This window comes from Fredinandcohnia quinoae (assembly GCF_022427965.1).
Taxonomy (GTDB): Bacteria; Bacillota; Bacilli; order Bacillales; family Bacillaceae_L; genus Ferdinandcohnia; species Ferdinandcohnia quinoae.
Genome location: NZ_JAKTTI010000008.1, coordinates 56009 through 79609, shown reverse-complemented (window position 1 = coordinate 79609; position 23601 = coordinate 56009). Strand labels below are relative to the sequence as shown.

Below are 23601 nucleotides of genomic sequence, written 5' to 3'. Positions count from 1 at the left end.
ATATTTTTTCTGCTCATAGCTTCCCTCGTTATTTCCCATTCATTCCTTTTTTCGGAAATGGTAGGCTATACTATAGTAAATATCTTTATACAAGGGGTTGTATATATGCTGCATCATATCGAAATATATGTTTCGGATTTGAAGAAATCGATTGTATTTTGGGAGTGGTTTTTAGGGGAATTGGGATATGTCGCTTTTCAAAAGTGGGACTCAGGCGTGAGCTGGAGATATGGTGAAACCTATCTTGTGTTCGTGCAGGTCGAGGAACGCTTTGCGGATGTCGAATACCATCGATGCAGGGTTGGGTTGAATCATTTGGCTTTTCATGCGAAGTCGAAGAAACAGGTTGATAATATGATTATTAAATTACAGGAAAAAGGGATATCCATTTTGTATAAGGATCAAACACCATATGCGGGTGGCACGGGGCACTATGCTGTGTATTTTGAGGACCCAGATCGGATAAAGGTGGAGTTGGTAGCACCTAAAGGATAAGGCTTTAGCTTTACTATGATACCACAGAGATAAAGTGCTACTATCATGGAGTTCAGCTCCTCTCTTCCTCGAAACCATTTACTTGCATTATATATCTATTATTTTAAATATTCAATCAACAAAAACACATGGTATTCTATTAGAACCCATGTGTTTTTTATTACGGTTATACTGTTTTTTTCGTTTGGTATGGTTCTTCATTCCTATTCAAGGGCTTCATTTGAATTGCATCAATCACACAATCTAGCTTCGTCTCAATTCGATGAAGCAAGTAAAAAGTGACTACAATCGGAAATCCTACCTCCTGAATGATAGCCAACCACTGTTCCATTCTCTACACCTCCTTCATATTGTTATCACTTTAAAAGACCAACCCTCATGAGAGAGCTGGCCTTCGTTTGTTAGTTGACTGTGAGTTCTTCTACATTACGTTCTACAATACGAGCGCTTCGTTTTCCAACGAGATCTCCACCTGTAGTCGAGAATACATTTGCAGTTAGAATCGTGTCCATAGCGGCTGATACTGCTACTGGATCAACCGGCTCGATTGGGCTTTCGATCGAGATTGTTGCTGACTTTCCATCTTCGTTTGTGAATAGCATTTCTAATGTTTTCGCCATTTGGTCATCCTCCTTTCATCGTTTTTAAATACCATTACTGCGATAGTAAGTGTGAATCGTTACGTTCAACATTTACGAGTGCTCTGCTTTGAAGTCCATCAATTGCTTCCGCCACGGCGTATAAACCATCAGAAGTTGCAGTAGGCTTGATGTTGTTATAGTTCTTGTTTTTGAAGGTCATTTTACCTTTATCATCTAAGCCATCCTCGAAAACTAAACGTAGTTGTGAATCTTTAATAAATGCTTGTGCCATTTCTTTCACCTCCTTTCACCCTAGTTATAGGGAGAAGGTCAAAAAAAGGGGCATTTGTATAAAAAACTTTTTATAATCCCGGAGATATTTGCTTATTTGCGCGTTTTCACAAAGATATGCTCGCTCTATCTCTTATTTGCACGATCTCACCAATATATGCTCGCTCAATCAATTATTTGCACGCTACCCCACATATATGCTTGCTCAACCAAATATTTGCACGCTACCCCACATATATGCTCGCTCAATCAATTATTTGCACGTTACCCCACATATATGCTCGCTCAACCAAATATATGCACGCTCTATCTCATATTTGCACGCGCACTTTCCATGATATTTGCACACAAATTTATTTATGTTAATCTTTTAAAAATAAACAAAAAAAAGCCTCCACAAGGGAGGATATAAAAAAGGGGGAATACATGAATCATCTTTCCCGCTTTCGCTTGATCTTATACGTTTCTATTGGAGGTTTTTATATGAAGTTAAAAAGAATTCATCATATTGCAATCATCTGCTCAGACTATCCTGCATCAAAGCATTTTTACACGACAATACTAGGATTACAGATTATTGGAGAAACATTTCGGAAGGAGCGAGATTCGTATAAGCTAGATTTGGCGATTGGTGGTGATTATCAGATTGAATTATTTTCATTCCCGGCTCCGCCAAAGCGTATTAACTTCCCTGAGGCATGTGGGTTACGTCATCTAGCTTTTGAAGTAGAAAATATTGAAGAAGCAGTTGAAGATATATCAGGACATGGTATACCTGTTGAACACATTCGAGTTGACCCTATTACAAATAAGAAGTATACCTTTTTGACTGACCCTGATGGACTGCCAATTGAACTATATGAAAAATAACTGAGAAATCAAGGTTTCCCTACATGACACTAACGTAATTCGTGGTGCCAGCCCCACCTGGAACCTAAGCACATACTTTTCCGCCAAGCCACCATAATAGAATATATTTTTCATAAAGTAGTTCATACTAGTATGGATACTTATTCCTGATTTTGCTTACGGGTTGAGGTGGTTTCCGTGCTTCAAATTGACATCAATAGTTATCGCATTCCATATCTGTTATTTTCCATTATTATTGCCTTTTCTTCGTCTATTGTTAGTTTTGATATGCTATTAAATATTGTTCGAAAGAGTAATGGCCGCAGAAGAAACTTTTGGACCATTTTATCATCAATTACTTTAGGTATTGGTATATGGACAACACATTTTATCGGGATTGCAGCCCTCAAAAACGTTGCTACTTTTCATTTTAATATCGGCTTTTTAGTCGCATCCTTTATCATCATTTTATGTACTAGCTTTTTAGGAATGCTAATATTGACGAGATCCAATATTTCAGTATTAGCTGCTAGTATTACATTCACAATTGGAATAAGCGCCATGCATTATTTGGGGATGTACTCCTATCATACTTTATCGATGTCTCTTAATAATAAATGGTTTTTATTGGCTGTTTTTATTGGCTTTATTTTCAGCTTACTTTGTTGTACATTTTTCAAAAAAGAGTGGGGACAAACACCTAGCTTCAAAAGCGGCATCAAAGTCGGTGGGTGGCTTGGATTTTCTTTTACAGCCATCCATTATATATCAATGAATGGTGCCGTACACCATGCACATCACCATCCCGAAGATGCAAACTTGGAACAAATGATTATCTTCATCGTTTTAGGTGTGATATTTCTCGTTTTTGCTACAATTATAAGTAATTTTTATCAACAAAAGCTAATTAAACAAATGACAAAACTCAAATATCAAGAAAGATACTATCGATCACTATATGACCTTAATCCTGATGCAATTTTCATGTTGGATACTGAAGGAAATATTTTAAATATGAATGAAGCTGCTGCTGCATTATCAGGCTTTGAAATTGAAGAGGTCCTCGGAGGCTCATTTAAACACCTTATTTATAAGGGAGATCTTAATTTTATGGCAGACCAGTTCCTTAAGTCTCTCGAAGGAAAGATTATTGAAAGTGAAATACGCATATATACGACTAGTAACCGGGTACTCGATGTTTATGTGAAGGTAATTCCAGTTGAAATAGACGGTGAAGTCATCGGATTCTATGTTGTTCTTAGAGATATCACGGATATAAAAAGCAATATCCTTGCTCTCCAAAATGCCGAGAGCAAGTATCGCTCAATCGTAGAGGAAAACTTTGTTGGGGTTTTTATCCAGCAACATGATTATATTATTTATGCAAATGCAATGATGAGTAAAATGTTCGGCTATAGTACAGAGGAACTGCAGACCTTAACTTATTGGGATATTGTTGCAGAGGAAGATCACCCTTATTTAAAAGAAAAAATTTCAAAAAGGATACAGGATAATCAAACATACGTACATTTTTCAATGAAAGGTAAACAAAAAAATGGAGAGCACTTCTATATAAAGGTTCATTCTTCACAGTTCTCCTTTCATAATGACCTTGCTTTTATATGTAGTGTCATTGATGTGACCGAACATGTTCAATCATTAAAGAAGGTTAAATTCATGGCATACCATGACTCCCTTACTAACCTGCCAAATCATCGAAAATTGACGAATGATCTTACTGAGAAAATAGCTCAACATGAGTCTTTTAGTGTGATGTTTCTCGACTTAAACGCCTTTAAGAAAACGAATGATCGATATGGGCATCTTGCTGGAGATGCAGTGTTAAAAGAGGTTGCAACTCGATTAAATAATCTGGCATTACAAAACACTGCCTATCATATAGGTGGCGATGAATTTACAATCGTTTTGCTAGAATCGGATCATCTTGTTATTAAAGAAATTGCAGAAAAAATTGCTTTGGAAATTCGCAAGCCGATTTTATACAAAGGCCATACATTACAAATTTCAACAAGTATCGGAGTTGCCAATTATCCTTCAGATGGAGAAAATATTGAGGAATTACTGCGTAAAGCTGATCTTGCCATGTACACCTCAAAGGAACGGTTTAATAATGAATGTGTCTTTTATCAAGCGCAACTTTTAACAGAGGTTGAAGAAAGATTCCAGATGGAGGAAGATTTGAAAATTGCAATCGATAAGGAACAGTTTTTCCTGTGCTATCAACCACAAGTTCATTTACTTACAGGTGAGTTGAGTGGAGTTGAAGCATTAATAAGATGGAACCATCCTAAAAAAGGGTTGTTGCCTCCGAATGTTTTCATACCATTACTTGAGGAGACAGGGCTGATTGTAGAGGTGGGTGAATGGATTATAAAAGATGTATTCGAATCGCTTCGCAACTGGATGGATCGTGGCTATGAGCTACCTAGCATTTCGATAAATATCTCTGCAAAACAATTTGGTCGCCAAAATATTTATAATCTAATTGATTACGCAAATAAAGGAAAACGCGTTTGTTTACAGAAATTGAATATTGAAATTACAGAAAGTGCAATGATTGATTTTGAAAATTCACTGGATATGATCCAAAAGCTCAAACAGCTTGGACTTAAAATAAGCTTAGATGATTTCGGGACTGGTTATAGTTCACTCAGTATTCTACATCGATTGCCGATTGACTACTTAAAAATAGACCGCTCATTCATAAGTGGGTTTGATAAGGATTCAAAAGTAGTTATTGAAATGATTCTTACGATGGCGAAGCGCTTAAATGTAAAGGTTGTGGCAGAAGGGATTGAAAAACAAGAGCAAATTGATTTTCTAATTAAGGAAGGCTGCGATTATGGACAGGGCTATTTTTTCAGCAAACCACTTTTAAAAAGTGAATTCGAACAAATTTGGTTGAGTAAATAGGGGCAGGCATTAATAATACGAAAAAGGACCTTGTTTGACTATAAACCGTATATACGTAATGCCTGACCTCCCATTGTTAAAATTGCTCCCATAGTGCTCTAGTTGAGGTTGTGATCGCAGTTGCTCCCGCTTCAAGAGCATTCTCAACCTCTTCCTTTGTACGTATGAGTCCACCTGCAAATAAAGGTGTTTTTAGTCGTTCTTTTACTTCCCTTATCATCCAAGGCATCGCCCCTGGGAGGACTTCCAAATAGTCCGGGCGATTCCGCTCAATTAATTTATAGCTCTTTTCGAGAGCATGTGTATCAATTAGAAAAACCCTTTGAATCGCGATTACACCTTTTTGTTTTGCTTTTAAAATTACGCCAGATTTCGTGGAAATTAATCCATATGGTTTAAATTCCTGGCAAATATATTCTGCTGCATACTCATCGCTTTTAATACCATGTATCATATCAACGTGATATATCATCTTCTTTCCATGTCTTGCTGCCAATGCTTGAATATTTTTTAATTGAGCAATATGCATTTCTAGAAAAACACCGATTTCATATTTACTTTCTAAAAAAGCCTCAAATTCCTTCATATTTGACGAAGCTGGTAGTATTTTTTGTTCCATTTATTTTTCACGTCCTTTGTCTAGCCTTTCACTTAGTTATACCATAGAAAACCAAGAAAAGCGCTGGAGCTAGATATTTAAACGCAAAATTTTAAACTTTCATAAAAAAAGACCCTACTCATTCAAGTAGGGTAAAAAGAGAAAAAGTTCTACAGGTTTTGATAATAGTTACTAGTAGTAAGAACCCCATATTCCCCCTACCTTAACTAATCATGTAAGTCAATCATCAAAGCACATATCTATTTTCGACATGTAACTCTCATTTTCGACCATATATATATAGTATCAAGTACTTTCAATTTTGTATATTGGGAAAATAGACACCTTTTTATATGAAATATTGGTGTTTTTTTAGGTCAACTTTCCCAACAGGAATTACTTACTTTTTGTCGAATAATATAAAGTTTAGGTATTTTTCATTATCTACCACTTTTTGAATGCGTAGAAATTAATGAATTTTATAACTTTTAGGTTCTTGTACTAGGACAACTCCCCTTCTGCATACCCATATCTTATATTCTAGCTTAAGGAGGACTTTTTTAGTTATGAGAAGAAGACGTAGTTTACCTATACCATTGATTTTACTAACAGTGGGAGTTATTATTTTTGTTATTTTTCTTTTTTCACTATTCCACACTTCTCTAGAGTCAGAAGCTGAGGCTCTTGTAAAGTCGTTTTACCAATATGAGCAGGATGCCGATTTCAGTAGCTCATGGGAATTATTTCACCCCCAAATGAAGGAGAAATTTGATAAAAGTAATTATATCCAGCAAAGAAATCATGTATTTGTAGGGCATTTCGGTACGGACACCTTTACGTATACAATCGGTAAGGCTGAAGAATTAGAAACTTGGAAGATGAATAAAAATGCATTAACCCTACAAGGGGTTTATAAAGTTCCCATTACCCAAACCTTCAAAAGCACCTTTGGGACATTTACAATTCATCAGGATATATTTGTTGCCCATGAGAAGAAGAAATGGACCATACTCTGGTCCTATCAATGAATGTAAACTTATCCACACTGTCCACAATGGTGTCAGGCAACCCGGCAATTCATCATCTAGCTTTGGCACTTAACCCCTCGAGATCAATTAACCTGTTGCAAAAAAGTAGAAGAGCGGATTTTTTTGCAACAGAACATTTGCTTGTCGGGGTTGGCGAAGCGCCTCAGCCTTTCAATTAAGCTCCATTGGGTGGGTTTAAGGGTACGAGTTGGTTTTGTACGGCGTAGATGACTACTTGTGAGCGGCTCTTGACTTCGAATTTTTTGAAAATCTTACTCACATGGATTTTTACCGTTTTATCACTGATATATAATCTGTCCGCTATTTCCTTATTGCTCAAACCTTCTACAAGACATTGGAGGACTTCCCTTTCACGTTCTGTCAATGCTGTGTCCTTTGCTTGCTCTTGTTGCTGATGGAAATTAAGAAGCTTTTTCGTCATAGATGGATGGATCACTGATTCGCCTCTTGCCACTGTGCGGACTGCCTCAACCACCTGATCTGAAGGGGCATCTTTTAATAAATATCCGTCCGCACCTTCTCGAATCGCCGCCATAAAATACTCATCATGACTATGCATGGTTAACACTAAAATTTTCATTGCCGGAAATTGCTTTTTCAAAATGCCTGTTACTTCGATCCCATTCTTTTGAGGCATATTAATATCCATTAAGACTACATCAGGTTGGCAGGTAGGAATTTTCAACAATGCATCGTCCCCTGAAACAGCCTCCCCTACAACCTCGATATCATCTTCCATTTCTAAAATATTTCGCAATCCGTCCCGTAATACAGCGTGGTCATCTACCAACATAAGCTTGATCATCAGTACTACCCCCTTCAAGTCCCATTTTCGGAACGGTTAATGAAATATCCGTTCCTTCCCCTTCTTTGCTGTCAATTTGGAGTGAGGCATTAATTTTATCAGCGGCATCATTCATGTTCAGTATCCCAAAATGAGGATTGTTTTGCGCTTTTATCATTGCTTGAAACAGGGAAAAGCCTACACCATCATCTTTTATTTTTAAGATGATATGCTCCTTTTGATAGCTTAATAGAATTTCAACCCTTGATGCTTTCGCATGCTTAATACTATTTTGCAAGCATTCCTGAAAAATATCGAATAATTCCTTTTCCACCATAGAACTGAGTGGCACCTCTTTGCCTCGTATATCGAAACTAATTTCTAAACTGTATTCTCCTATTATGATTTCTATTCGTTTTTTTATCGCTGCCGGCAGTCCTACCCGTTCAGTTGGATATGGACGAAGCTCATAGATGGATTCCCGTACTTCTTTTAAACTTTGTCTGAGCTTTGAAATACTGTCAGTTACTAATCTTTTTGTTTCTGTTGGACTTTTATTAAATTTTCGGTTGGCAGTTTCTAGCTTCATAATAGCACCTGCCAAGGTTTGTGCGACCCCATCATGGATTTCCCGTGCAATTCGATTACGTTCTTCTAAAATTAATCTTTTTTCCTGTTCTTCAATTAGGATTCTTGTTTTAACAGCAATCGCCAGCTGATTTGACAGCGTAGCAATTGAGTGAATATCATCATCTTCAAAGCTTCTCACTCGACTTCTTCCTACCACAAGCATGCCGATTGTTTCATTTTCAACAACAAGAGGTGAATAAACAAAGGATTTCATGTCTTTTTTAAAAAATTCATCTATCGGTCCTAATCTTTTAATTCGGTCATGATATACGATTGGCGCCTTCTTCCCATCAAAGCGATTTAGCGCTTCTCCGGAGAGCTTGTCGAAGGGGTTAACTCTTCCCTCCGAATAGAGAATTTTCCACTCGCCATTTTCCTTGACCCATAAGAAGATTGCCTGAACATTTACCACCTCACCAAAGCCCTTTTTCAACGTTTCAATCCAATCATTTGTATGTATCCGTTTATTTACATCAGTTGATATTGAGAAAAGTGCATTTAATCGTTTTTTCTCCATTTTTAAATTTGAAATGACCGCATTTAAAAAGGATAGTGCCACCAATGGTGAGAAAAAGAAAAAAAGATAAAATGCATCTAGTCTATTGGAATTTTGATTTTCGAGTATAAATATCATAATTCCATATATAAATGAAAAAATTGCACTGTTTAACTCTACTAATGTTTTCTCTTTCCAAATAGCAAATGTAAATGGTTGTGGTCTAAGAAGTAAAACAACATCAACTATTACATTATTGAATATATAAAATAAGATTAATAGAAGTGTGAAGTCTGAAATACCTTCAATTATTGTTGATTGAAAAACGGTTATTCCACCTAAATTTGTACGATAAACAAAAAATTCTGCTAGGAAAAAGCTGATTGCTAACTGGGCTGGATTGAATATTAATGTCCTTAATGGTCGATGATGGATGATATTTACAAGGACAACAACTCCCGCGTATATGATGATCGGGTATGAAAGTCCAAACATGATATACAATACAAAGATTAGCGGAAAGGTAATAGTTGTGAATCCTCGTAATACTGGTATAGGATAAAATTCACAAATAAATAAAAAGACCGTTAAAAGCAACAGCTCCGTAAAATTGCTAGGCTTATCCACATAAAAAAATGCGCCAATAATAATTCCCCAACCAATTACTGAAATGATGGTCATATAATACTTCGCATAATCCTCTCGCCTCTGAGAAGATACAACTGGAATATTCATCTCTTCCCCCTATTCATAACATTCAGTCAAATCAATCATATATTTACCGTGGAAAAATAACAACCTATTGGTATAGAAATACCCAGACTGGTCGAATGATTTATGAGCACTGACCAATACCGGGCTTCACAAACACTTTTGAAAATGTTTGTGGTGACAATTATGTCAAAATTATTACATTTTTTCCATGCAACAAAATTATTATTTCTATATTACAAAAGTAGTATATTTACTTGTTCAGGAGAGGTCTACATTTGTATTAGTTACTTCGGACGTTTTTGATGTCATTAGCTATATCGTTAATGAATTGTTTCGTATTTATTTGTGTACTGTTTTCTCCTATCATATATGCCCGAATCATTATTTTTCGAATTTGATTCAAATCAATTTGGATATTATTTTTATTAGAATGTTTTAAATCCAAGTATTATTCACCTCGAAGACGAATTTTTTAACGTAATCATTACCACTGAACAGCAACTACTATAGAATTACGTTAAGTCCCTGCTAAAAGAGACTGTCTAAACGTATATTTTTAAAAATTATTTTGAAATTGATGAAAACTTCTATTCTATAACCGATTTTTTTCGATTTTGCGCTATAATAAAAGGATGGATAAAAATAGACTCTGCTTTAATATGAATAACCTTTGAGGTGATGATCATTGCTCCATAATGACCTATCTAAAGAACTAGTTCTTCATTTTGCTGAAAAGTTGAAGAGCATTATTACATATGAGACTGAAGAAGATCGGAATTTAATAAAAAAGGGATTATTACTATATCGCCAAGGAAGCGTGTACAATGTAAGCCAGAATGACCACAAGGTTGATGGTAGAGTACAGGATATCATCCCTGTAGATGTCACACTTGATCTTGATTTTTTAGATATGAGTACTTGTACATGCCCTTCTCAGGATTTCTGTCGGCACAAGATGGCTGTATTCTTCTATATGTATTCAAGTGTGGACAGGATTGGTTCGTTGCTTGAGGAGTGGAAAGCAGGAAACAAACCAATGATAAGTACTCCAAAAACATTAGCAATTACTAAAATTAAGGATCGTCAGAAAGAATATACAGAGATTTCACTCCAAAGCTGGATTGACTTTTTTAACAAAGAATTTTCAACATTCGAAAGGAGTTACCCAGCTAAAAATCATTTCTTTTTTTCAACCATTTATCATTCCTTTTTTCAAGTCCTAAAAAGGAAAGCACCACTTGCGGTTGAGTTAAAAAAGATATTTCTTCTACACTCTGCTCTTTTTTGTATGAATAAAATAATCGAATTAATTAACGACTTACAATTGAAAAATTACCAAATCGAAACATATGTAAAACCATATTTCCATAATTTTACTGACATTATTTTTGAAAATTGCAATCAATTGAATCGAGTTTCCTTGCCATTTTCATTGGACTCTCTTATCGAGGAAAGCATAGAACCAATAAGGAATAGCTTACTTACCACCACCGATACTCCATTTCAATTTGAACGGCTGCAAATGTATCGACTAATTTGGGCAACCCTCTTACATCATAAGAAGTTGGTTGAACAGGAAGAAACCTATTTATCTGAACGTGAATCTTCAAAAATTTGTTCAGATGAGGAAAAAATTGCTGTTGCTCATCTACACTTTTTGCAAAAGGATGATATGAACGCAATAGCTACAATGGAAAAACTAAGTTATCAAGTTGTCCCCTATAGTTTTTGGTGGATTGGTTATTTAACTGATACAAAGGAGTGGAAAAGGGCGCGCCTTTGGATAGAGTATACTCTTAAAAATATTCCTCCATATATTAGCGGGATTCCAAATCATGAAGGACGAAGACGTATGACTCGTTCATACTTAAAAGAAATATCGGGATATGCAATAGAGCATGATGATTCACCCTATGTAGCTGCGATGAAACAACTGATCCCTTATAGCTACATGGAGTATTCGGATTATTTAATAGAGGCTGAGGATTATCGAAAATGGGTCGAGCTTCAAATGTTAGCTGGCTATGAAATTGGTGAGTGTGATCGCTATGATATTAAGCTTGTCGAGGAAAATGATCGCCAAGCCCTATTGCCTTTTTACCATCATGCCATCATGAATGCAATTGAGTTAAAAAATCGAGCTAGTTATAAAAAGGCAGTTAAATATTTGAAGAGGGTCCGTACTCAGTACAAACGATTAAAAAAGGAAGATGTATGGGAGTCGTATATTACGACGCTTGCTGCATCAAAAAAAAGACTGCGTGCCTTTCAAGAGGAGCTTTTGCGGGCTTCATTAATTGTGAAGGAATAAGGATCTAGTGCGAAAAAGTTGGTGATAAATGATGTTAACAGATACACTCGTCATCCATTCAGTTTGGGATGAGGAAAAAGGGTTTTACATTTGGTGTACAGATGAGCAAGGAACCCCTCTTGATGTACAAGAATGGAAACAAAATGTACTTGCATGGCATGAGGCTTCATTCTACGGAACCTTTCTCAAAGAGGTAATGGTTGATAAACTTCCAGCACTACTGCTGTCACCATGGCAAGCATTTACTTTTTTTGCTCAATCGCCTGAAAATTCATTGCTTCGATGCGAATTAGATGAAGTTGCAGGCACATTTCGAGAGATTGCAACACCCTTACTACCATACATTGAATCAGGGCAATTCATGCCCGATTTTCATGAATGGAGTCAAGGTAGGTTTGGCTGGAAACCAATCGGAGTAGAGATTAGTGGTTTAACTCAAGACTGGTTCTCAGCTGCTCTTTCCGACTGGTTCGAGCGTGACCATTCATTATCTGAAATTTGGAATGAGGTTGTCGAAGCATTCCCACTCATTAAAAGCACTGCAACCACGTCTGTCGTGGATGAAAATAATTGGTTGGAACGAATTGGCTGGAAAAAAGATCTTACTCCTTTTGATGTCGTTTTACGCATTGATGAGCCTGAACTTGATAATGGTACTTGGAAGCTTGAAACGATTTTGCGAAATAAAGAAGTTCAAGATGATTCGCACATCTACCATGGGATATGTCCGAAAAAGTGGGAACTGTTTGCCGAAAAGGTGGAGCAAGACCAACTAATGTGGTGTAAGCTTGTTCCTTGGCTAAAGGGTGAAGAAGGAATAATAAATGAATTAACAGAACAGCAGGCGTGGGAGTTTTTAACGGATGCTAGTTCACTCCTGGTTGATGCTGGTGTCGAAATATTACTACCTGCATGGTGGCAAGCGATAAAGGATGCTCAACTCGCTGTTAAAGCAAGGGTAAAAACCTCTGTAGGTGGTAAAAGGCAGTCATTCGTTGGATTGCAATCGCTCATCAATTTTGATTGGCGCTTTTCGACAAATGGTGTTGATTTATCGGAAGAGGAATTTCTCGACCTTGTGAATCAACAAAGAAGACTTGTTAACATTCGTGGTAGGTGGATCAAGCTTGACCCTGCGTTTATTAAACAGGTACAGTCGATTTTACAAAAGGCAAACAAGGATGGCTTGCATGTCCGAGATGTGTTAGAACAGGAGCTGCTTGCTCTTAGTGAACAGTCTTCAGAAGAAGAAACGGAATCTTCACGACCGTTTGCAGGGATTCAAATAGAGCTAAACCGCCATCTATCACAAATGATTACCCAATTAACAGACGTTAAAGAAATTCCGAAAGCAGTTATTCCCGGAAGCTTTAAGGGTGAACTAAGACCGTATCAGCAGCAGGGTGTTGATTGGTTATTATTTTTACGAAGGTTCGGCTTTGGTGCTTGTTTAGCTGATGATATGGGGCTTGGAAAGACGATTCAAATGATTGCCTATTTTCTAGCTATTAAAGAAAGTAGTGCGAAGACTGCACTTATTATTTGTCCAACTTCGGTATTAGGGAATTGGCAAAAGGAGTTGGAGAAATTCTCGCCTACTTTACGTGTGCACCTTCATTACGGTTCTGGACGTTATAAAGGAGAAGAATTTACACAACAAGCAGCGAACGCGGATATTGTATTAACATCATATGGATTATCTCATCTTGATGAAGAAGAAATTTCTACTTTTGATTGGGGAACAATCTGTTTAGATGAAGCGCAAAATATTAAAAACGCGCAAACAAAGCAGTCCCGCACCATTCGTAAGTTAAAAGGGGACCACCATATTGCATTAACTGGAACACCGATGGAAAATCGCTTAACTGAGCTATGGTCCATTTTTGATTATATTAATGGTGGTTATTTGGGGAGTCTGGGGCAATTTCAAAAACGCTATGTAACGCCGATCGAAAAGGATCGGGATGAGGACAAAATTGCTGAGGTTCAACGTTTGATTCGACCATTCTTGTTAAGACGAACAAAGAACGATAAAGATGTTGCCTTGAATTTACCAGATAAGCTTGAGCAAAAGGAATATTGTCCTTTAACTGTTGAGCAAGCGTCCTTATATGAGCAGCTCGTCAAGGATACATTGGAGCAGGTAGAGCAGCTTGCTGGCATACAGCGTAAAGGTCTTATTTTAAAAATGCTCAGTAAGTTAAAACAGGTTTGCGACCATCCAGCACTTTATTTGAAGGAAGATCAACCGAGGGATATCGGGGAACGTTCGAATAAAATGGAGAAGCTCCTTGAACTTGTTGATCATATACGTGAACAGAATGAAAGTTGTTTGATTTTTACCCAATACATTCAAATGGGTGAGATGATTCGCGATACGTTGGCTGATCGATTTAACGAGGATGTCCTTTTCTTAAATGGCAGTGTTTCAAAAGCACAGCGTGACGAGATGATTGATAACTTTCAAGATCGAAAGTACTCAATTCTAATCCTATCACTGAAGGCTGGAGGTACAGGGTTAAATCTCACCGAAGCAAATCATGTCATCCACTATGATCGTTGGTGGAATCCCGCTGTTGAAAATCAAGCGACAGACCGTGCCTATCGAATTGGTCAAAAGCGATTTGTTCACGTGCATAAATTGATTTCCACAGGGACACTAGAAGAAAAGATTGATGAAATGCTCGAAAAGAAACAATCACTTAATGATGAGATCATCCAAAGTGAAAACTGGATCACTGAACTCTCCACAACCGAACTGAAAGACCTACTCGGGTCATTCTAAGTAACGAAAGGAGTTGTAACGCGTGGCTGAAAAAATTGCTAGTCAGAGGAAAAAGCGAACAAAGAAATTTGTCGCTGATGAGAAGCACAAGGACAAAACAGAGCCATGGCAAAAGCTTTATCAGCTTGTGGAAGAAAAGTTGAAGAAATAGGGGTAAAGGGGACTATCCCCTTTTACCCTTTTTTGTTGATTTTTACGAACATTCGTTCTATAATGAAAGTATAAATGAAACTCTACCGATTGGAGTGTTCTTCAGGACAAAGACGCAGATGAAATTCTGGTTAGCTAAAAAACACCAACCATGTTGTAGCCATGATTGGTGAATGATGTAGAATATCTCGGGGTATCCTTCTGTCTATTGAGGCTTTATTTTGATAGGATCATTGCGGCATCAATTATTTCGAGGAGTAGTTGATAGTGGGATGTTTATTCCTGGGGAGGTTTTACTCTATTCAACCCTTGGGACAACTTTTTCTTCTAATAAACTGTCAATTTTCATAAATTTTTCTGTATAATTTTTATCATATTGTTCAAACTTTTCTCCGATTTGTCCTTGAAGTGTTTCAAGGTGCATCGCAATTCCTTTTGCTAGATTATTAATTTTTTCTTCAAACCTTATTAGTTCTTCACTATTCACCTGAATGTCTCCCCTTATTAGTTTTCTACTAATTCGCGCGGCTTTCCACCCATAAATTTTACTGAATCGGCTAATACCTCTGTTACATATACTCGTTTACCATCATTGTTTTGATAATTACGTGTCTGAATTCGTCCAGTAACTCCTAAAATGGATCCCTTTCTACAATAATTTGCTGTATTTTCTGCCGTTTTTCGCCATAGTGTACAATTTACGAAATCAGCGTCAAATTCTCCTCCTGCATTTTTGAAATTTCTACTAACCGCTAATGTTACATTTGCAACTGCTTGCCCATCCTGGGTATAACGTAATTCCGGATCCCTTGTTAATCTTCCTACCAAAATAACTTGGTTAATCATATTCCTTCCTCCTTTGTTGAAATTGCTAGATTACTTGGCATTCGCCAAACATTTGGATGAATAACCTCCGTTGCACTATACGAATGGAAAGTTTTTACTTTATCACCCGTCATGCTTATCATACTTCATCAAAAAAATAAGGTAAAATCAGGAATAATTAGTTTTGAGCAGTTTTTCACCACAATAATTGCCTTTTTCCCATTAAGAAATGAGATTATTAGATTACTTTATTTGAGATGCTGACTATTTTAATCAACTTTTAATATTTTTTTAATCATCATTAATTTCTACAGATCCAAATTAAAACCCCTACCTTTTACAAAGTAGAGGTTATCAACGCTATACTAAATCTTTTTTCCGATAAGGTGGCATGATAAGGAACCCTAAGTTCCCTCCAAATCCTATATAAATCCGTTGAAGTAAGTCAATAATAGAAGGGTCATTCAAAGAGGCCATATTATTTTCAGTTACTCTTGCCTTTTTAACCTTCTTATATTCCTGTTGTTTCTCATTCCATTCTAACAAAGATATATAAAAAAAATATTTTACAGGATTAATTTTTAGGATGAGTAAGTTTTGTTTATCCCTTTTCAAAAATTTCAAATGAATTGGAACTTCACTATTCGCTAATGCAGAAAGGGATAGCAGTTGTACATCCATCACCTCACTAACATCATTACTTTGTGGGTTCTGGCTTTTGTCAGACATGTTAAGAACATCATAGAAGGGTGTCGTGGTGTAATCAGAAGAGTATTCTTTGATTATTACTTTATACCAAGTTAATGGCCTATAATCTCTCTTTCGATATTTATTGACTTCATCATAACTTAATTCAGATAAATAGTACGGTTCCATTCGCTTCCCCCTTCTCTCATTCAAACTACCAATAGTATAGGGAATTAAATGGAAATTAAGAAAAGGCAAATTTCAACAAATATTGGCAAATTGTGTAGATTATCAATGATTATCTCTGTTTCCCTTTATTTCCCTTACATATTTATCAATAGTTATATTTCCACAATAGTAATATATAAAATGAATTTTTCTACCTATATCAATGCATATAATGTGTAACATTCATCACATCTTTTTATGATTTTTAGCTCATTTATCGCTATTTCGGTTATTTTTGTTCGTTGATATAACTTTTATGTCTTTGTTCCTATTTTGAACACTTAGTTATTTATAGCTCCTATACCATTTTTATTAATAATCATTGTTCAAAGGGATTGAACATAAATCAAAAATAAGAATGTTGGTGACACAATGGAGAGTATGATAACCTTAGCTAAAAATATTAAATTTTATCGAGAAAAAAATGGCTGGACTCAAGAAGAGCTTAGTGGGCATTTAAATATCTCCCGCTCAAATATTTCAAAATGGGAATCAGGGGACACAACACCTTCAATTATTGATCTCCTCCAATTAAGTAATCTTTTTCAAGTCACACTCGACCAGCTTGTCGGCGTAAATATTTTTTCTCAGGCATATATTTTAGAATTTAAACAGAAATATCAATCCTTCTTGAATGAGGGTAATGAGGAAATTACTGATGTTATTGATTATTTAATTCAAAATCCACGTATGGTACAGGTGCTAAAAGAGCTTTCTACCTTCAAACCTAGTGATCGAAAGAAACTTGAAAATGTTCTCATTTATACGATTCAAACATTATCTCATTGATCATAATAAGAATTACCGAAATTCACTATTTCTGTAGAAAACAAAGTCAACTGTGCTATAATCTTCCTAAAAGCTTCGGAATAAATGCGTGTGAGAAGGGGATATGATGAAGACATTTAAGCTTGTTTCACTTGCAGTTTTACATCAAGATGAGCAACCAAGTCGATTCGAGAACATACCTCTTATTGATGGGTTAATCATCAATAAAGAGGATGGAGAAAATCGTTGGATTGTAGAGGCATACGTAGATAAAGTGTATAAAGATTCATTTGAAAAACACCTTCAAAAAGAGGAAACCCTCAATCTCCAAGTTACCATTACAAAGGAAACCAACGACCCGGCTTCAGTGGTCGGAAAAGTGAGGATGATTAAATTGATGGAGAACACTGCTAGCATTTTGTTTGAAGGAACATTAGTTTCAAGCAGAACAAATATGGCTGAAATTGTCCTAGATGAATTAATTGAAAAAGGATTCCATGGCGAGCGGCTACTAGTGGAATTTAGGCAAAAAATGCAGGAAAAGAAGAATAAAGTTAGTCAACGGTAATTTTTACATATGGAAAAAGGCAGGTGCTATAAACCCCTGCCTTTTTCATATCATTTATTATCATCATCATCGTTATTTAGATCTGTTCCTGTACCAGTACCGGTATCAGTCCCAGGATTCATGGTACCATTTGTTCCGTTGGTACCATTAGTACCGTTTGTACCATTATTAGTACCATTATTGTTGTCATTATCATTACCGATATCTAGATCACCATCATTATTCTCATCATCAGGGACAACATCCTCTTCTGGTGTAACATCTAGATCGTCATTATTATCATTCGTATCCCCAGGTGTTTCTATTCCATCATCCTCTGGTGGTGGATCCTGGTCATCTGTGTTACATCCAGAAATTAGCATGATCGCAAGAAACGACCCCATTAACTTTAGATACCATTTGTTATTCAATTCCATTACTCCTTTCTTCTTTTTTCAGATTTGACCCACACATTTGCCGGTCTTTGCTTATCTTTCCCCAAACTAAAAAATCTATCTTAACTATTTTTGGTGATGATAATAACCGGGACGATTTGGCCGGCCCGGTTTTACATAAGGTATTATTCTGTTTTTTCACCTAGCGCAAACATAATTTCCGTTTCACAGACAAGTTCACCGTCAACAGTTGCAATCCCCTTGCCTTTTCCTAGCGATCCGCGTAGTCGGATGATTTCAACTTCAAGTTGCAGTTGGTCACCTGGTTTCACTTGCTTTTTGAACCGACAATTATCAATTCCGGCAAAGAATGCAAGACGGCCTTTATTCTCATCCTTTTTCAGCATTGCAACTGCACCAACCTGTGCCAATGCCTCAACGATTAATACGCCTGGCATGACTGGATAATCAGGGAAGTGGCCATTGAAGAATTCCTCATTAGCTGAAACGTTTTTAAGCCCAACAGCTCGTTTTCCCTCTTCAATTTCAAGAATGCGGTCAACAAGTAAAAATGGGTAACGATGTGGAATGATTTCTTTGATTTCATTTATATCAAGCATTGTCCAATTTCCTCCTATGTATGTCTTACCTTTATTATAATATAGAAAAAAACCACAGCAAATAAACTGTGGCATTGCTTCATTTATTCTTTTGTATCTTTCTTTACCAAATCAATGATATGCTGCCAAGTTGATTTATTCAGCGCATCACTTGTTTTGCCGTCCCCTATAACTCCGTAGCCTACAATTACACCACCGATTACGCTAGCCGCTAGAAGAATTGCAACAATAATTAACCGAAGCCATATTGGTAAGATACGTATTCTAATTTTTCTGCCACGCTTTCTTTTTTGCTTTTTCTCCGGTTGTTCTTCTTTGCGGGCTTTTCGAAAGTCAGCGCGCGATTTCACTTGTGTATTGTTAAGATCACTCGTCATAGAGAGAATTCTCCTATCTGTTAAAGATTTTCAAATGGCTAAGGAAGCTTTAACGTATACCATTCACAAGTCCCATCATTTGATCCGAAATAGAAATGGATTTTGCATTAAATTGGTACGAACGTTGAGCCATTAGCAAATCAGACATTTCAGTGGACATATCAACGTTAGATTGCTCTAGTGCACCCTGTTGCATACCAACCTGCCCGCGTAAGTTACCTTGTAGTGAGGTAAATACTTCATCTGCTGCCACACCTAATTCATTCAAATTTGGAAGTGCAAATAAGTTCCCGCCTACAGATTCTAGAAGCTGTGGTCGATGTACTTCAACAACTGAAAGATTATACACCTGATTAGGAAGTCCAGCTTGCGACGGAATAACAGATATAACCCCATTTGGTGATATATTCACTTCTTTAAAATTATCAAAAAAGGTAATTGGATCTCCATCTTCATCTAGTACCGGATTACCACTACTGTTCACTAATCCAACTTGATTAGAGCCATCTGCTAATGGGGACAAATAAAGAGCACCATCCCTAGTAAAATGTGGAGTTTGGACACCATTTTCTTCTACCATCACTTGAAGGAATTGACCTTCCTTTGTAAATGCAATATCAAGTGGGCGATCTGTTGTTTTAATACTTCCTTGAGTCATCGAAATATTTGTATGTCCAAGTTTCGCACCAACTCCTTGTCTTATTCCATTAGGAGTCAGTCTGCCTACCTCTTGTTCTGGAAAAGGTTGATTGTTAAATTGCTGATATAAGAGTTCACTAAAATTCACTTCACGGCGCTTATAACCTGTTGTATTCAAATTCGCTAGGTTATTACCAATTGTATCCATTTGTTTTTGTAGCTGGCTCATTGTATTCGTTGCGGTAATCATCGTACGCATACACATCCCCCTTTCTCAAAAATCATTATGTCTAGCCATTAGAAGCTAGCCCTCTATTATCGAAGTCTACCAATCTCGTTAACTGCTTTATCCATGCTTTTATCATATGCTTGTAAAATTTTCTGATTGGCCTCAAATGCTCTGTATGCCGTCATCATATCTGTCATTGACTGCGCTACATCTACATTAGAACCTTCAATGAAGCCTTGTTTCATCGAGTAACTAACTTCCGGGACATCAAGCGCATCTGGAAGTTCATTATTATCATTTGTTCGATACAGGCCATTGCCTTCCTTCACAAGCTCATACGGATTATCTGAATAAGCGATATTTATCCGTGCAATAGGTGTTCCATTTTCAACAATCGTTCCATCTCCTGAAACTTGAAATTGATCACTTTGGAGTGGAATACGATTACCAGTAGCATCAAGAACATAGTAGCCTTCATTCGTTGTTAAGTACCCAGCTGGGTCCATGGTAAAATTACCATTTCTCGTATATCTAACATCACCGTCAGCATTTTGCACTGTAAAAAATAATGAGCCTTGTTTATTTGTCTGCTCATTTATTGGCAAATTCCCATCGATTAATGCAATATCTGTGTTACGTCCGGTTTCACGAATATCACCTTGTTTGTACAATGGAATCGTTTCTTGCATGTAGACGCCAGTATTCAGTCCCCCAATTGGAGTAGACGTGGCAAGTTTACTACCACTCTTGACTGCCTCCATTCTCTGCATAAGCATTTCAGGGAAAGCACGTAAAGTACCTTGATCTGCTTTGAAACCTGGTGTACTCGCATTCGCTATATTATTTGATAACATTTCAGTACGTCTTTGCTGTGCAATCATCCCCGCAGCAGCAGAATAAAAACCTCGTAACAATCAAACCACCTCATTATCTCAAATGCACCTTAGCATTTCACACTCAATTCAAGTCATTATTACTTCTATTATAAAAGCTTCTTACAGCTTTTTCATCTAGAAAATGTTGTTAAAGGACCTCCTCGAATAGGGGTCCTTAGCTTTTTATTTTAAAAATACCTTATACAAGCTTTCTACGTGGTAATCTATCTAGATTTTCCAACATGATACCTGTTCCAACCGCTACACATTCCATTGGGTTCTCTGCAATAAGTACAGGAACTCGCAATTCTTCCGCAAGAAGTTGATCCATTCCGTGTAACAATGCACCACCACCCGTTAAAATGACGCCACGGTCGATAATATCAGCGGAAAGCTCAGGAGGTGTTCTCTCAAGAACTCCTTTTGAAGCTTGTACAATTGCATATACCGGCTCACGTAGTGCCTTCTCAATTTCCTCTGATTTAATCGTTAGTGTACGAGGTAAACCCGTTACCATATCTCGGCCACGGATATCGATTTCCTCATGGCGTGAATTCGGAAATACAGTTGCTACTTTCACTTTAATATCTTCAGCAGTTCTCTCACCAATCAGTAGCTTGTATTCGCGCTTAATATAGTTCAATATCTCGGAGTCAAACTTGTCTCCAGCCATTTTTATAGAGGATGCTGTAACGATATCACCCATAGATAATACAGCAATATCCGTAGTTCCCCCACCAATATCAACAACCATATTTCCACTTGGTTGGAAAATATCCATTCCTGCACCGATTGCAGCAACCTTTGGTTCTTCTTCTAAATATATTTTCTTTCCTCCACTTTTTTCTGCAGCTTCCTTAATCGCCTTTTGCTCAACAGAAGTAATATTTGTTGGGCAACAAATAAGAATACGTGGTTTAGAAAGAAATCCTTTTACGTTAAGCTTATTAATAAAATATTTTAACATCGATTCAGTAACATCGAAATCTGCAATAACTCCATCTTTAAGTGGTCGAATTGCGACAATATTCCCCGGTGTACGTCCGACCATTCTTCTAGCTTCTTCACCAACAGCTAGAACTTTTCCAGTGTTTTTGTCAATTGCAACTACAGAAGGCTCGTTTAAAACAACGCCTTTCCCCTTTACATGAATTAGTACATTTGCTGTACCAAGATCTATTCCGATATCCCTAGCTAACATCGTGTTACTTCCTCCCTCTATCAAATGCGCCTTGACGTATTTGCGTCCAGATTTCACCTTCATTCTGTTCTGCGGAATAAAGTTAAATCGCCAATGCGTACATATTTCCCTAATAATATATTGTATCACAAATTGCTATAAAAAAGCGTTTTTTGTAAAAAAAATTACAATAATATGTTGGAATATGTCGACCTAATAAAATGAGGATTGAAGTAACACGATAATTGCCCAGTCAAATATATAATAAGACTGGGCAATTAGGTGAATTATTTATGATTAGTTTTCATTTCACTGGTTCTTCTTGAAGCTCTTCTTCTTTCTTATACTTAAGCTTTGTAGCTTCCCCACCCCGTAAATGTCGGATTGATTTATGATAATCAAGAATTTCTTTTACTTCATTTGCTAATTCGGGATTAATTTCTGGTAGCCTCTCGGTTAAATCTTTATGGACAGTACTTTTGGAAACTCCAAATTCTTTCGCAATAACGCGAACTGTTTTCCTTGTCTCCACGATATACTTTCCAATCTTGTTAGTACGTTCTTTGATGTAATCGTGCACACCACTCGCCCTCCCTATATGGATGTGAGAAGTGTGAAATGAGACTCGTCCCTACGCTTCAACGAATACGTTTCATTGTTTATTACTAAACTCAATTTGATTTACTGGATCTTCGAAGACGAATATACGACCCCTCACCTCAAACACTCTCTTTGTTAGGTTTGTAACATTTTATTAGCTTGGTTGAGGGATTATGCTAAAAACTCAAGAGGGACAAGGGTTTTATCTAAATATTTTTAAAAATGGCTTGTTTACATGTAAATATGTGGCTGTTTTATTGTTATTTTAACATTTAAAGGTAAAAGTAAGTCTTAGAAATACCGACTTTGATTTTCGGCTGCATGAAGTAAATCACCCCATGTGTGATTTCCCCGTTCTTTGAACAGATATAGAAGTTCAACAAAAAGATATGCGGTGGTAAGGGCATCTCCTCTTGCTGTATGCCGTTCATAAATCCTTGTACCAAAGTTTTGTGCATATTTATGTAAATCACGCATGTCATAGGATGGTGAAATAAATCCTATTAAATCTAATGTATCAATTGTAGGTTGCTTTCTGTAAGCGATTCTTTCCCGCTTAAGCTCACTTTTTAGCGTGAGAATATCAAAAGAGACATAATGTCCTACTAAACAGGCAGTATGATATTTCTCCGCAAATGTAAAAAATTGAGTAATAGCCTCGATTGAGAATGGGGCATTTTCGACCTTTTCATTGGATATACCGGTTAATTCGATTATTTCCCGAGAAATTTGTCGTTGTGGGTTGATATATGACTGGTATATGTCGAATTCATCTACCTCAAACCCTTGCACATGAACGGCAGCAATTTCGATCATACGATCAGAAGTTCCTATTTGGAAACCCGTTGTTTCTGTATCAAATACTGTGAAAGAAATTTCTTCGATTGGAGTAGACAATGGAATCTCTAAATAAAATTGGGGCATGACCAGTTTTTTTGCAAAAAACAACAATATCCCTCCTCTT

The 23601-nt window shown here is 36.8% G+C and carries 27 protein-coding genes; 9 read left to right on the top strand and 18 right to left on the bottom strand.

Annotation, left to right across the window (positions count from 1 at the left end; translation table 11 throughout):
* Positions 1 to 105 precede the first annotated feature (105 nt).
* Complete coding sequence (locus MJG50_RS07660) at positions 106 to 495, top strand: VOC family protein (RefSeq protein ID WP_240254258.1); 390 nt, start codon at positions 106 to 108, stop codon at positions 493 to 495.
* Between the two features lie 166 nt (positions 496 to 661).
* On the opposite strand, the gene MJG50_RS07655 is transcribed toward MJG50_RS07660, so the two are convergent.
* The 3 genes from MJG50_RS07655 to MJG50_RS07645 form a co-directional block, all read right to left on the bottom strand.
* Positions 662 to 826, bottom strand: a complete 165-nt coding sequence (locus MJG50_RS07655) for a YvrJ family protein (RefSeq protein ID WP_240254256.1) — start codon at positions 824 to 826, stop codon at positions 662 to 664.
* 70 nt (positions 827 to 896) lie between these two features.
* Complete coding sequence (locus MJG50_RS07650) at positions 897 to 1115, bottom strand: DUF2922 domain-containing protein (protein WP_240254254.1); 219 nt, start codon at positions 1113 to 1115, stop codon at positions 897 to 899.
* 34 nt (positions 1116 to 1149) lie between these two features.
* Positions 1150 to 1368, bottom strand: coding sequence for a DUF1659 domain-containing protein (locus MJG50_RS07645; protein ID WP_240254252.1), 219 nt, complete (start codon positions 1366 to 1368; stop codon positions 1150 to 1152).
* Between the two features lie 482 nt (positions 1369 to 1850).
* Here MJG50_RS07645 and gloA2 point away from each other — a divergent pair, with 482 nt between their 5' ends.
* Both gloA2 and MJG50_RS07635 read left to right on the top strand, forming a co-directional pair.
* Positions 1851 to 2237: an SMU1112c/YaeR family gloxylase I-like metalloprotein gene (gene gloA2, locus MJG50_RS07640; protein ID WP_240254250.1), complete on the top strand. Its 387-nt coding sequence runs from the start codon at positions 1851 to 1853 to the stop codon at positions 2235 to 2237.
* 177 nt (positions 2238 to 2414) lie between these two features.
* Entirely contained in the window at positions 2415 to 5150 is a 2736-nt protein-coding gene (locus MJG50_RS07635) for an EAL domain-containing protein (protein ID WP_240254248.1), read from the top strand.
* Positions 5151 to 5226: 76 nt separating this feature from the next.
* Here the strand turns inward: MJG50_RS07635 and MJG50_RS07630 are convergent, their stop codons facing one another.
* On the bottom strand, positions 5227 to 5769 hold the full coding sequence (locus MJG50_RS07630; protein WP_240254246.1) for a glycerol-3-phosphate responsive antiterminator: 543 nt from the start codon (positions 5767 to 5769) through the stop codon (positions 5227 to 5229).
* A 545-nt stretch (positions 5770 to 6314) separates the two neighbouring features.
* Between MJG50_RS07630 and MJG50_RS07625 the strand changes: the two genes are divergently transcribed.
* The gene (locus tag MJG50_RS07625) at positions 6315 to 6776 is read left to right on the top strand and encodes a hypothetical protein (protein WP_240254244.1); all 462 of its coding nucleotides are present in this window, start codon (positions 6315 to 6317) and stop codon (positions 6774 to 6776) included.
* A 175-nt stretch (positions 6777 to 6951) separates the two neighbouring features.
* Here the strand turns inward: MJG50_RS07625 and MJG50_RS07620 are convergent, their stop codons facing one another.
* From MJG50_RS07620 to MJG50_RS22445, 3 genes are all read right to left on the bottom strand, one after another.
* Positions 6952 to 7602: a response regulator gene (locus MJG50_RS07620; protein WP_240254242.1), complete on the bottom strand. Its 651-nt coding sequence runs from the start codon at positions 7600 to 7602 to the stop codon at positions 6952 to 6954.
* On the bottom strand, positions 7577 to 9442 hold the full coding sequence (locus tag MJG50_RS07615) for a GAF domain-containing sensor histidine kinase (protein WP_240254240.1): 1866 nt from the start codon (positions 9440 to 9442) through the stop codon (positions 7577 to 7579). Before MJG50_RS07615 ends, MJG50_RS07620 begins: the two co-directional genes overlap by 26 nt.
* 259 nt (positions 9443 to 9701) lie before the next feature.
* Positions 9702 to 9803, bottom strand: a complete 102-nt coding sequence (locus tag MJG50_RS22445) for a YwzD family small protein (protein ID WP_490374914.1) — start codon at positions 9801 to 9803, stop codon at positions 9702 to 9704.
* A 303-nt stretch (positions 9804 to 10106) separates the two neighbouring features.
* On the opposite strand from MJG50_RS22445, the gene MJG50_RS07610 reads away from it, so the two are divergent.
* The 3 genes from MJG50_RS07610 to MJG50_RS22135 are packed head-to-tail and all read left to right on the top strand — an operon-like array spanning position 10107 to position 14668.
* Positions 10107 to 11732 carry an SWIM zinc finger family protein gene (locus tag MJG50_RS07610; protein WP_240254238.1) on the top strand — a complete coding sequence of 542 codons (1626 nt, stop codon included), beginning with the start codon at positions 10107 to 10109 and terminating at the stop codon, positions 11730 to 11732.
* A 28-nt stretch (positions 11733 to 11760) separates the two neighbouring features.
* The gene (locus MJG50_RS07605; RefSeq protein WP_431307266.1) at positions 11761 to 14517 is read left to right on the top strand and encodes a DEAD/DEAH box helicase; all 2757 of its coding nucleotides are present in this window, start codon (positions 11761 to 11763) and stop codon (positions 14515 to 14517) included.
* 22 nt (positions 14518 to 14539) lie between these two features.
* Positions 14540 to 14668 (top strand): hypothetical protein, encoded by a 129-nt coding sequence (locus MJG50_RS22135; protein WP_275695536.1) that lies wholly within the window; start codon positions 14540 to 14542, stop codon positions 14666 to 14668.
* Between the two features lie 297 nt (positions 14669 to 14965).
* Here MJG50_RS22135 and MJG50_RS07600 read toward each other — a convergent pair whose 3' ends face one another.
* From MJG50_RS07600 to MJG50_RS07590, 3 genes are all read right to left on the bottom strand, one after another.
* Positions 14966 to 15154 carry a hypothetical protein gene (locus MJG50_RS07600; protein WP_240254234.1) on the bottom strand — a complete coding sequence of 63 codons (189 nt, stop codon included), beginning with the start codon at positions 15152 to 15154 and terminating at the stop codon, positions 14966 to 14968.
* Between the two features lie 17 nt (positions 15155 to 15171).
* The gene (ssb, locus tag MJG50_RS07595) at positions 15172 to 15513 is read right to left on the bottom strand and encodes a single-stranded DNA-binding protein (RefSeq protein ID WP_240254232.1); all 342 of its coding nucleotides are present in this window, start codon (positions 15511 to 15513) and stop codon (positions 15172 to 15174) included.
* Positions 15514 to 15852: 339 nt separating this feature from the next.
* Positions 15853 to 16368: a hypothetical protein gene (locus MJG50_RS07590; protein ID WP_240254230.1), complete on the bottom strand. Its 516-nt coding sequence runs from the start codon at positions 16366 to 16368 to the stop codon at positions 15853 to 15855.
* Between the two features lie 411 nt (positions 16369 to 16779).
* Between MJG50_RS07590 and MJG50_RS07585 the strand changes: the two genes are divergently transcribed.
* Both MJG50_RS07585 and MJG50_RS07580 read left to right on the top strand, forming a co-directional pair.
* The gene (locus MJG50_RS07585; RefSeq protein WP_240254228.1) at positions 16780 to 17196 is read left to right on the top strand and encodes a helix-turn-helix domain-containing protein; all 417 of its coding nucleotides are present in this window, start codon (positions 16780 to 16782) and stop codon (positions 17194 to 17196) included.
* A gap of 106 nt (positions 17197 to 17302) precedes the next feature.
* A complete protein-coding gene (locus MJG50_RS07580; RefSeq protein WP_240254227.1) occupies positions 17303 to 17743 on the top strand; it encodes a YwpF-like family protein in 441 nt (146 codons plus the stop codon).
* Between the two features lie 50 nt (positions 17744 to 17793).
* On the opposite strand, the gene MJG50_RS07575 is transcribed toward MJG50_RS07580, so the two are convergent.
* The 8 genes from MJG50_RS07575 to MJG50_RS07540 form a co-directional block, all read right to left on the bottom strand.
* A complete protein-coding gene (locus MJG50_RS07575; RefSeq protein ID WP_240254226.1) occupies positions 17794 to 18153 on the bottom strand; it encodes a hypothetical protein in 360 nt (119 codons plus the stop codon).
* A gap of 149 nt (positions 18154 to 18302) precedes the next feature.
* On the bottom strand, positions 18303 to 18737 hold the full coding sequence (gene fabZ, locus MJG50_RS07570) for a 3-hydroxyacyl-ACP dehydratase FabZ (protein ID WP_240254225.1): 435 nt from the start codon (positions 18735 to 18737) through the stop codon (positions 18303 to 18305).
* A gap of 83 nt (positions 18738 to 18820) precedes the next feature.
* On the bottom strand, positions 18821 to 19114 hold the full coding sequence (locus MJG50_RS07565) for a DNA-directed RNA polymerase subunit beta (protein ID WP_240254224.1): 294 nt from the start codon (positions 19112 to 19114) through the stop codon (positions 18821 to 18823).
* Positions 19115 to 19163: 49 nt separating this feature from the next.
* Positions 19164 to 20012: a flagellar hook-basal body protein gene (locus tag MJG50_RS07560; RefSeq protein ID WP_240254223.1), complete on the bottom strand. Its 849-nt coding sequence runs from the start codon at positions 20010 to 20012 to the stop codon at positions 19164 to 19166.
* A 56-nt stretch (positions 20013 to 20068) separates the two neighbouring features.
* On the bottom strand, positions 20069 to 20896 hold the full coding sequence (locus MJG50_RS07555; RefSeq protein WP_240254222.1) for a flagellar hook-basal body protein: 828 nt from the start codon (positions 20894 to 20896) through the stop codon (positions 20069 to 20071).
* Between the two features lie 160 nt (positions 20897 to 21056).
* On the bottom strand, positions 21057 to 22058 hold the full coding sequence (locus MJG50_RS07550; protein ID WP_240254221.1) for a rod shape-determining protein: 1002 nt from the start codon (positions 22056 to 22058) through the stop codon (positions 21057 to 21059).
* A gap of 283 nt (positions 22059 to 22341) precedes the next feature.
* The gene (gene spoIIID, locus MJG50_RS07545; protein ID WP_240254219.1) at positions 22342 to 22617 is read right to left on the bottom strand and encodes a sporulation transcriptional regulator SpoIIID; all 276 of its coding nucleotides are present in this window, start codon (positions 22615 to 22617) and stop codon (positions 22342 to 22344) included.
* Between the two features lie 311 nt (positions 22618 to 22928).
* Complete coding sequence (locus MJG50_RS07540) at positions 22929 to 23585, bottom strand: 3'-5' exonuclease (RefSeq protein WP_431307265.1); 657 nt, start codon at positions 23583 to 23585, stop codon at positions 22929 to 22931.
* Between the last annotated feature and the right edge of the window lie 16 nt (positions 23586 to 23601).

Bases quoted from the DNA above. Each gene is read 5' to 3' on its own strand.
- MJG50_RS07660 (WP_240254258.1), top strand. From the start codon at position 106: ATGCTGCATCATATCGAAATATATGTTTCGGATTTGAAGAAATCGATT.
- MJG50_RS07655 (WP_240254256.1), bottom strand. From the start codon at position 826: ATGGAACAGTGGTTGGCTATCATTCAGGAGGTAGGATTTCCGATTGTA.
- MJG50_RS07650 (WP_240254254.1), bottom strand. From the start codon at position 1,115: ATGGCGAAAACATTAGAAATGCTATTCACAAACGAAGATGGAAAGTCA.
- MJG50_RS07645 (WP_240254252.1), bottom strand. From the start codon at position 1,368: ATGGCACAAGCATTTATTAAAGATTCACAACTACGTTTAGTTTTCGAG.
- gloA2 (WP_240254250.1), top strand. From the start codon at position 1,851: ATGAAGTTAAAAAGAATTCATCATATTGCAATCATCTGCTCAGACTAT.
- MJG50_RS07630 (WP_240254246.1), bottom strand. From the start codon at position 5,769: ATGGAACAAAAAATACTACCAGCTTCGTCAAATATGAAGGAATTTGAG.
- MJG50_RS07625 (WP_240254244.1), top strand. From the start codon at position 6,315: ATGAGAAGAAGACGTAGTTTACCTATACCATTGATTTTACTAACAGTG.
- MJG50_RS07620 (WP_240254242.1), bottom strand. From the start codon at position 7,602: ATGATCAAGCTTATGTTGGTAGATGACCACGCTGTATTACGGGACGGA.
- MJG50_RS07615 (WP_240254240.1), bottom strand. From the start codon at position 9,442: ATGAATATTCCAGTTGTATCTTCTCAGAGGCGAGAGGATTATGCGAAG.
- MJG50_RS22445 (WP_490374914.1), bottom strand. From the start codon at position 9,803: ATGATTCGGGCATATATGATAGGAGAAAACAGTACACAAATAAATACG.
- MJG50_RS07605 (WP_431307266.1), top strand. From the start codon at position 11,761: ATGATGTTAACAGATACACTCGTCATCCATTCAGTTTGGGATGAGGAA.
- ssb (WP_240254232.1), bottom strand. From the start codon at position 15,513: ATGATTAACCAAGTTATTTTGGTAGGAAGATTAACAAGGGATCCGGAA.
- MJG50_RS07590 (WP_240254230.1), bottom strand. From the start codon at position 16,368: ATGGAACCGTACTATTTATCTGAATTAAGTTATGATGAAGTCAATAAA.
- MJG50_RS07585 (WP_240254228.1), top strand. From the start codon at position 16,780: ATGGAGAGTATGATAACCTTAGCTAAAAATATTAAATTTTATCGAGAA.
- MJG50_RS07580 (WP_240254227.1), top strand. From the start codon at position 17,303: ATGAAGACATTTAAGCTTGTTTCACTTGCAGTTTTACATCAAGATGAG.
- fabZ (WP_240254225.1), bottom strand. From the start codon at position 18,737: ATGCTTGATATAAATGAAATCAAAGAAATCATTCCACATCGTTACCCA.
- MJG50_RS07565 (WP_240254224.1), bottom strand. From the start codon at position 19,114: ATGACGAGTGATCTTAACAATACACAAGTGAAATCGCGCGCTGACTTT.
- MJG50_RS07560 (WP_240254223.1), bottom strand. From the start codon at position 20,012: ATGCGTACGATGATTACCGCAACGAATACAATGAGCCAGCTACAAAAA.
- MJG50_RS07550 (WP_240254221.1), bottom strand. From the start codon at position 22,058: ATGTTAGCTAGGGATATCGGAATAGATCTTGGTACAGCAAATGTACTA.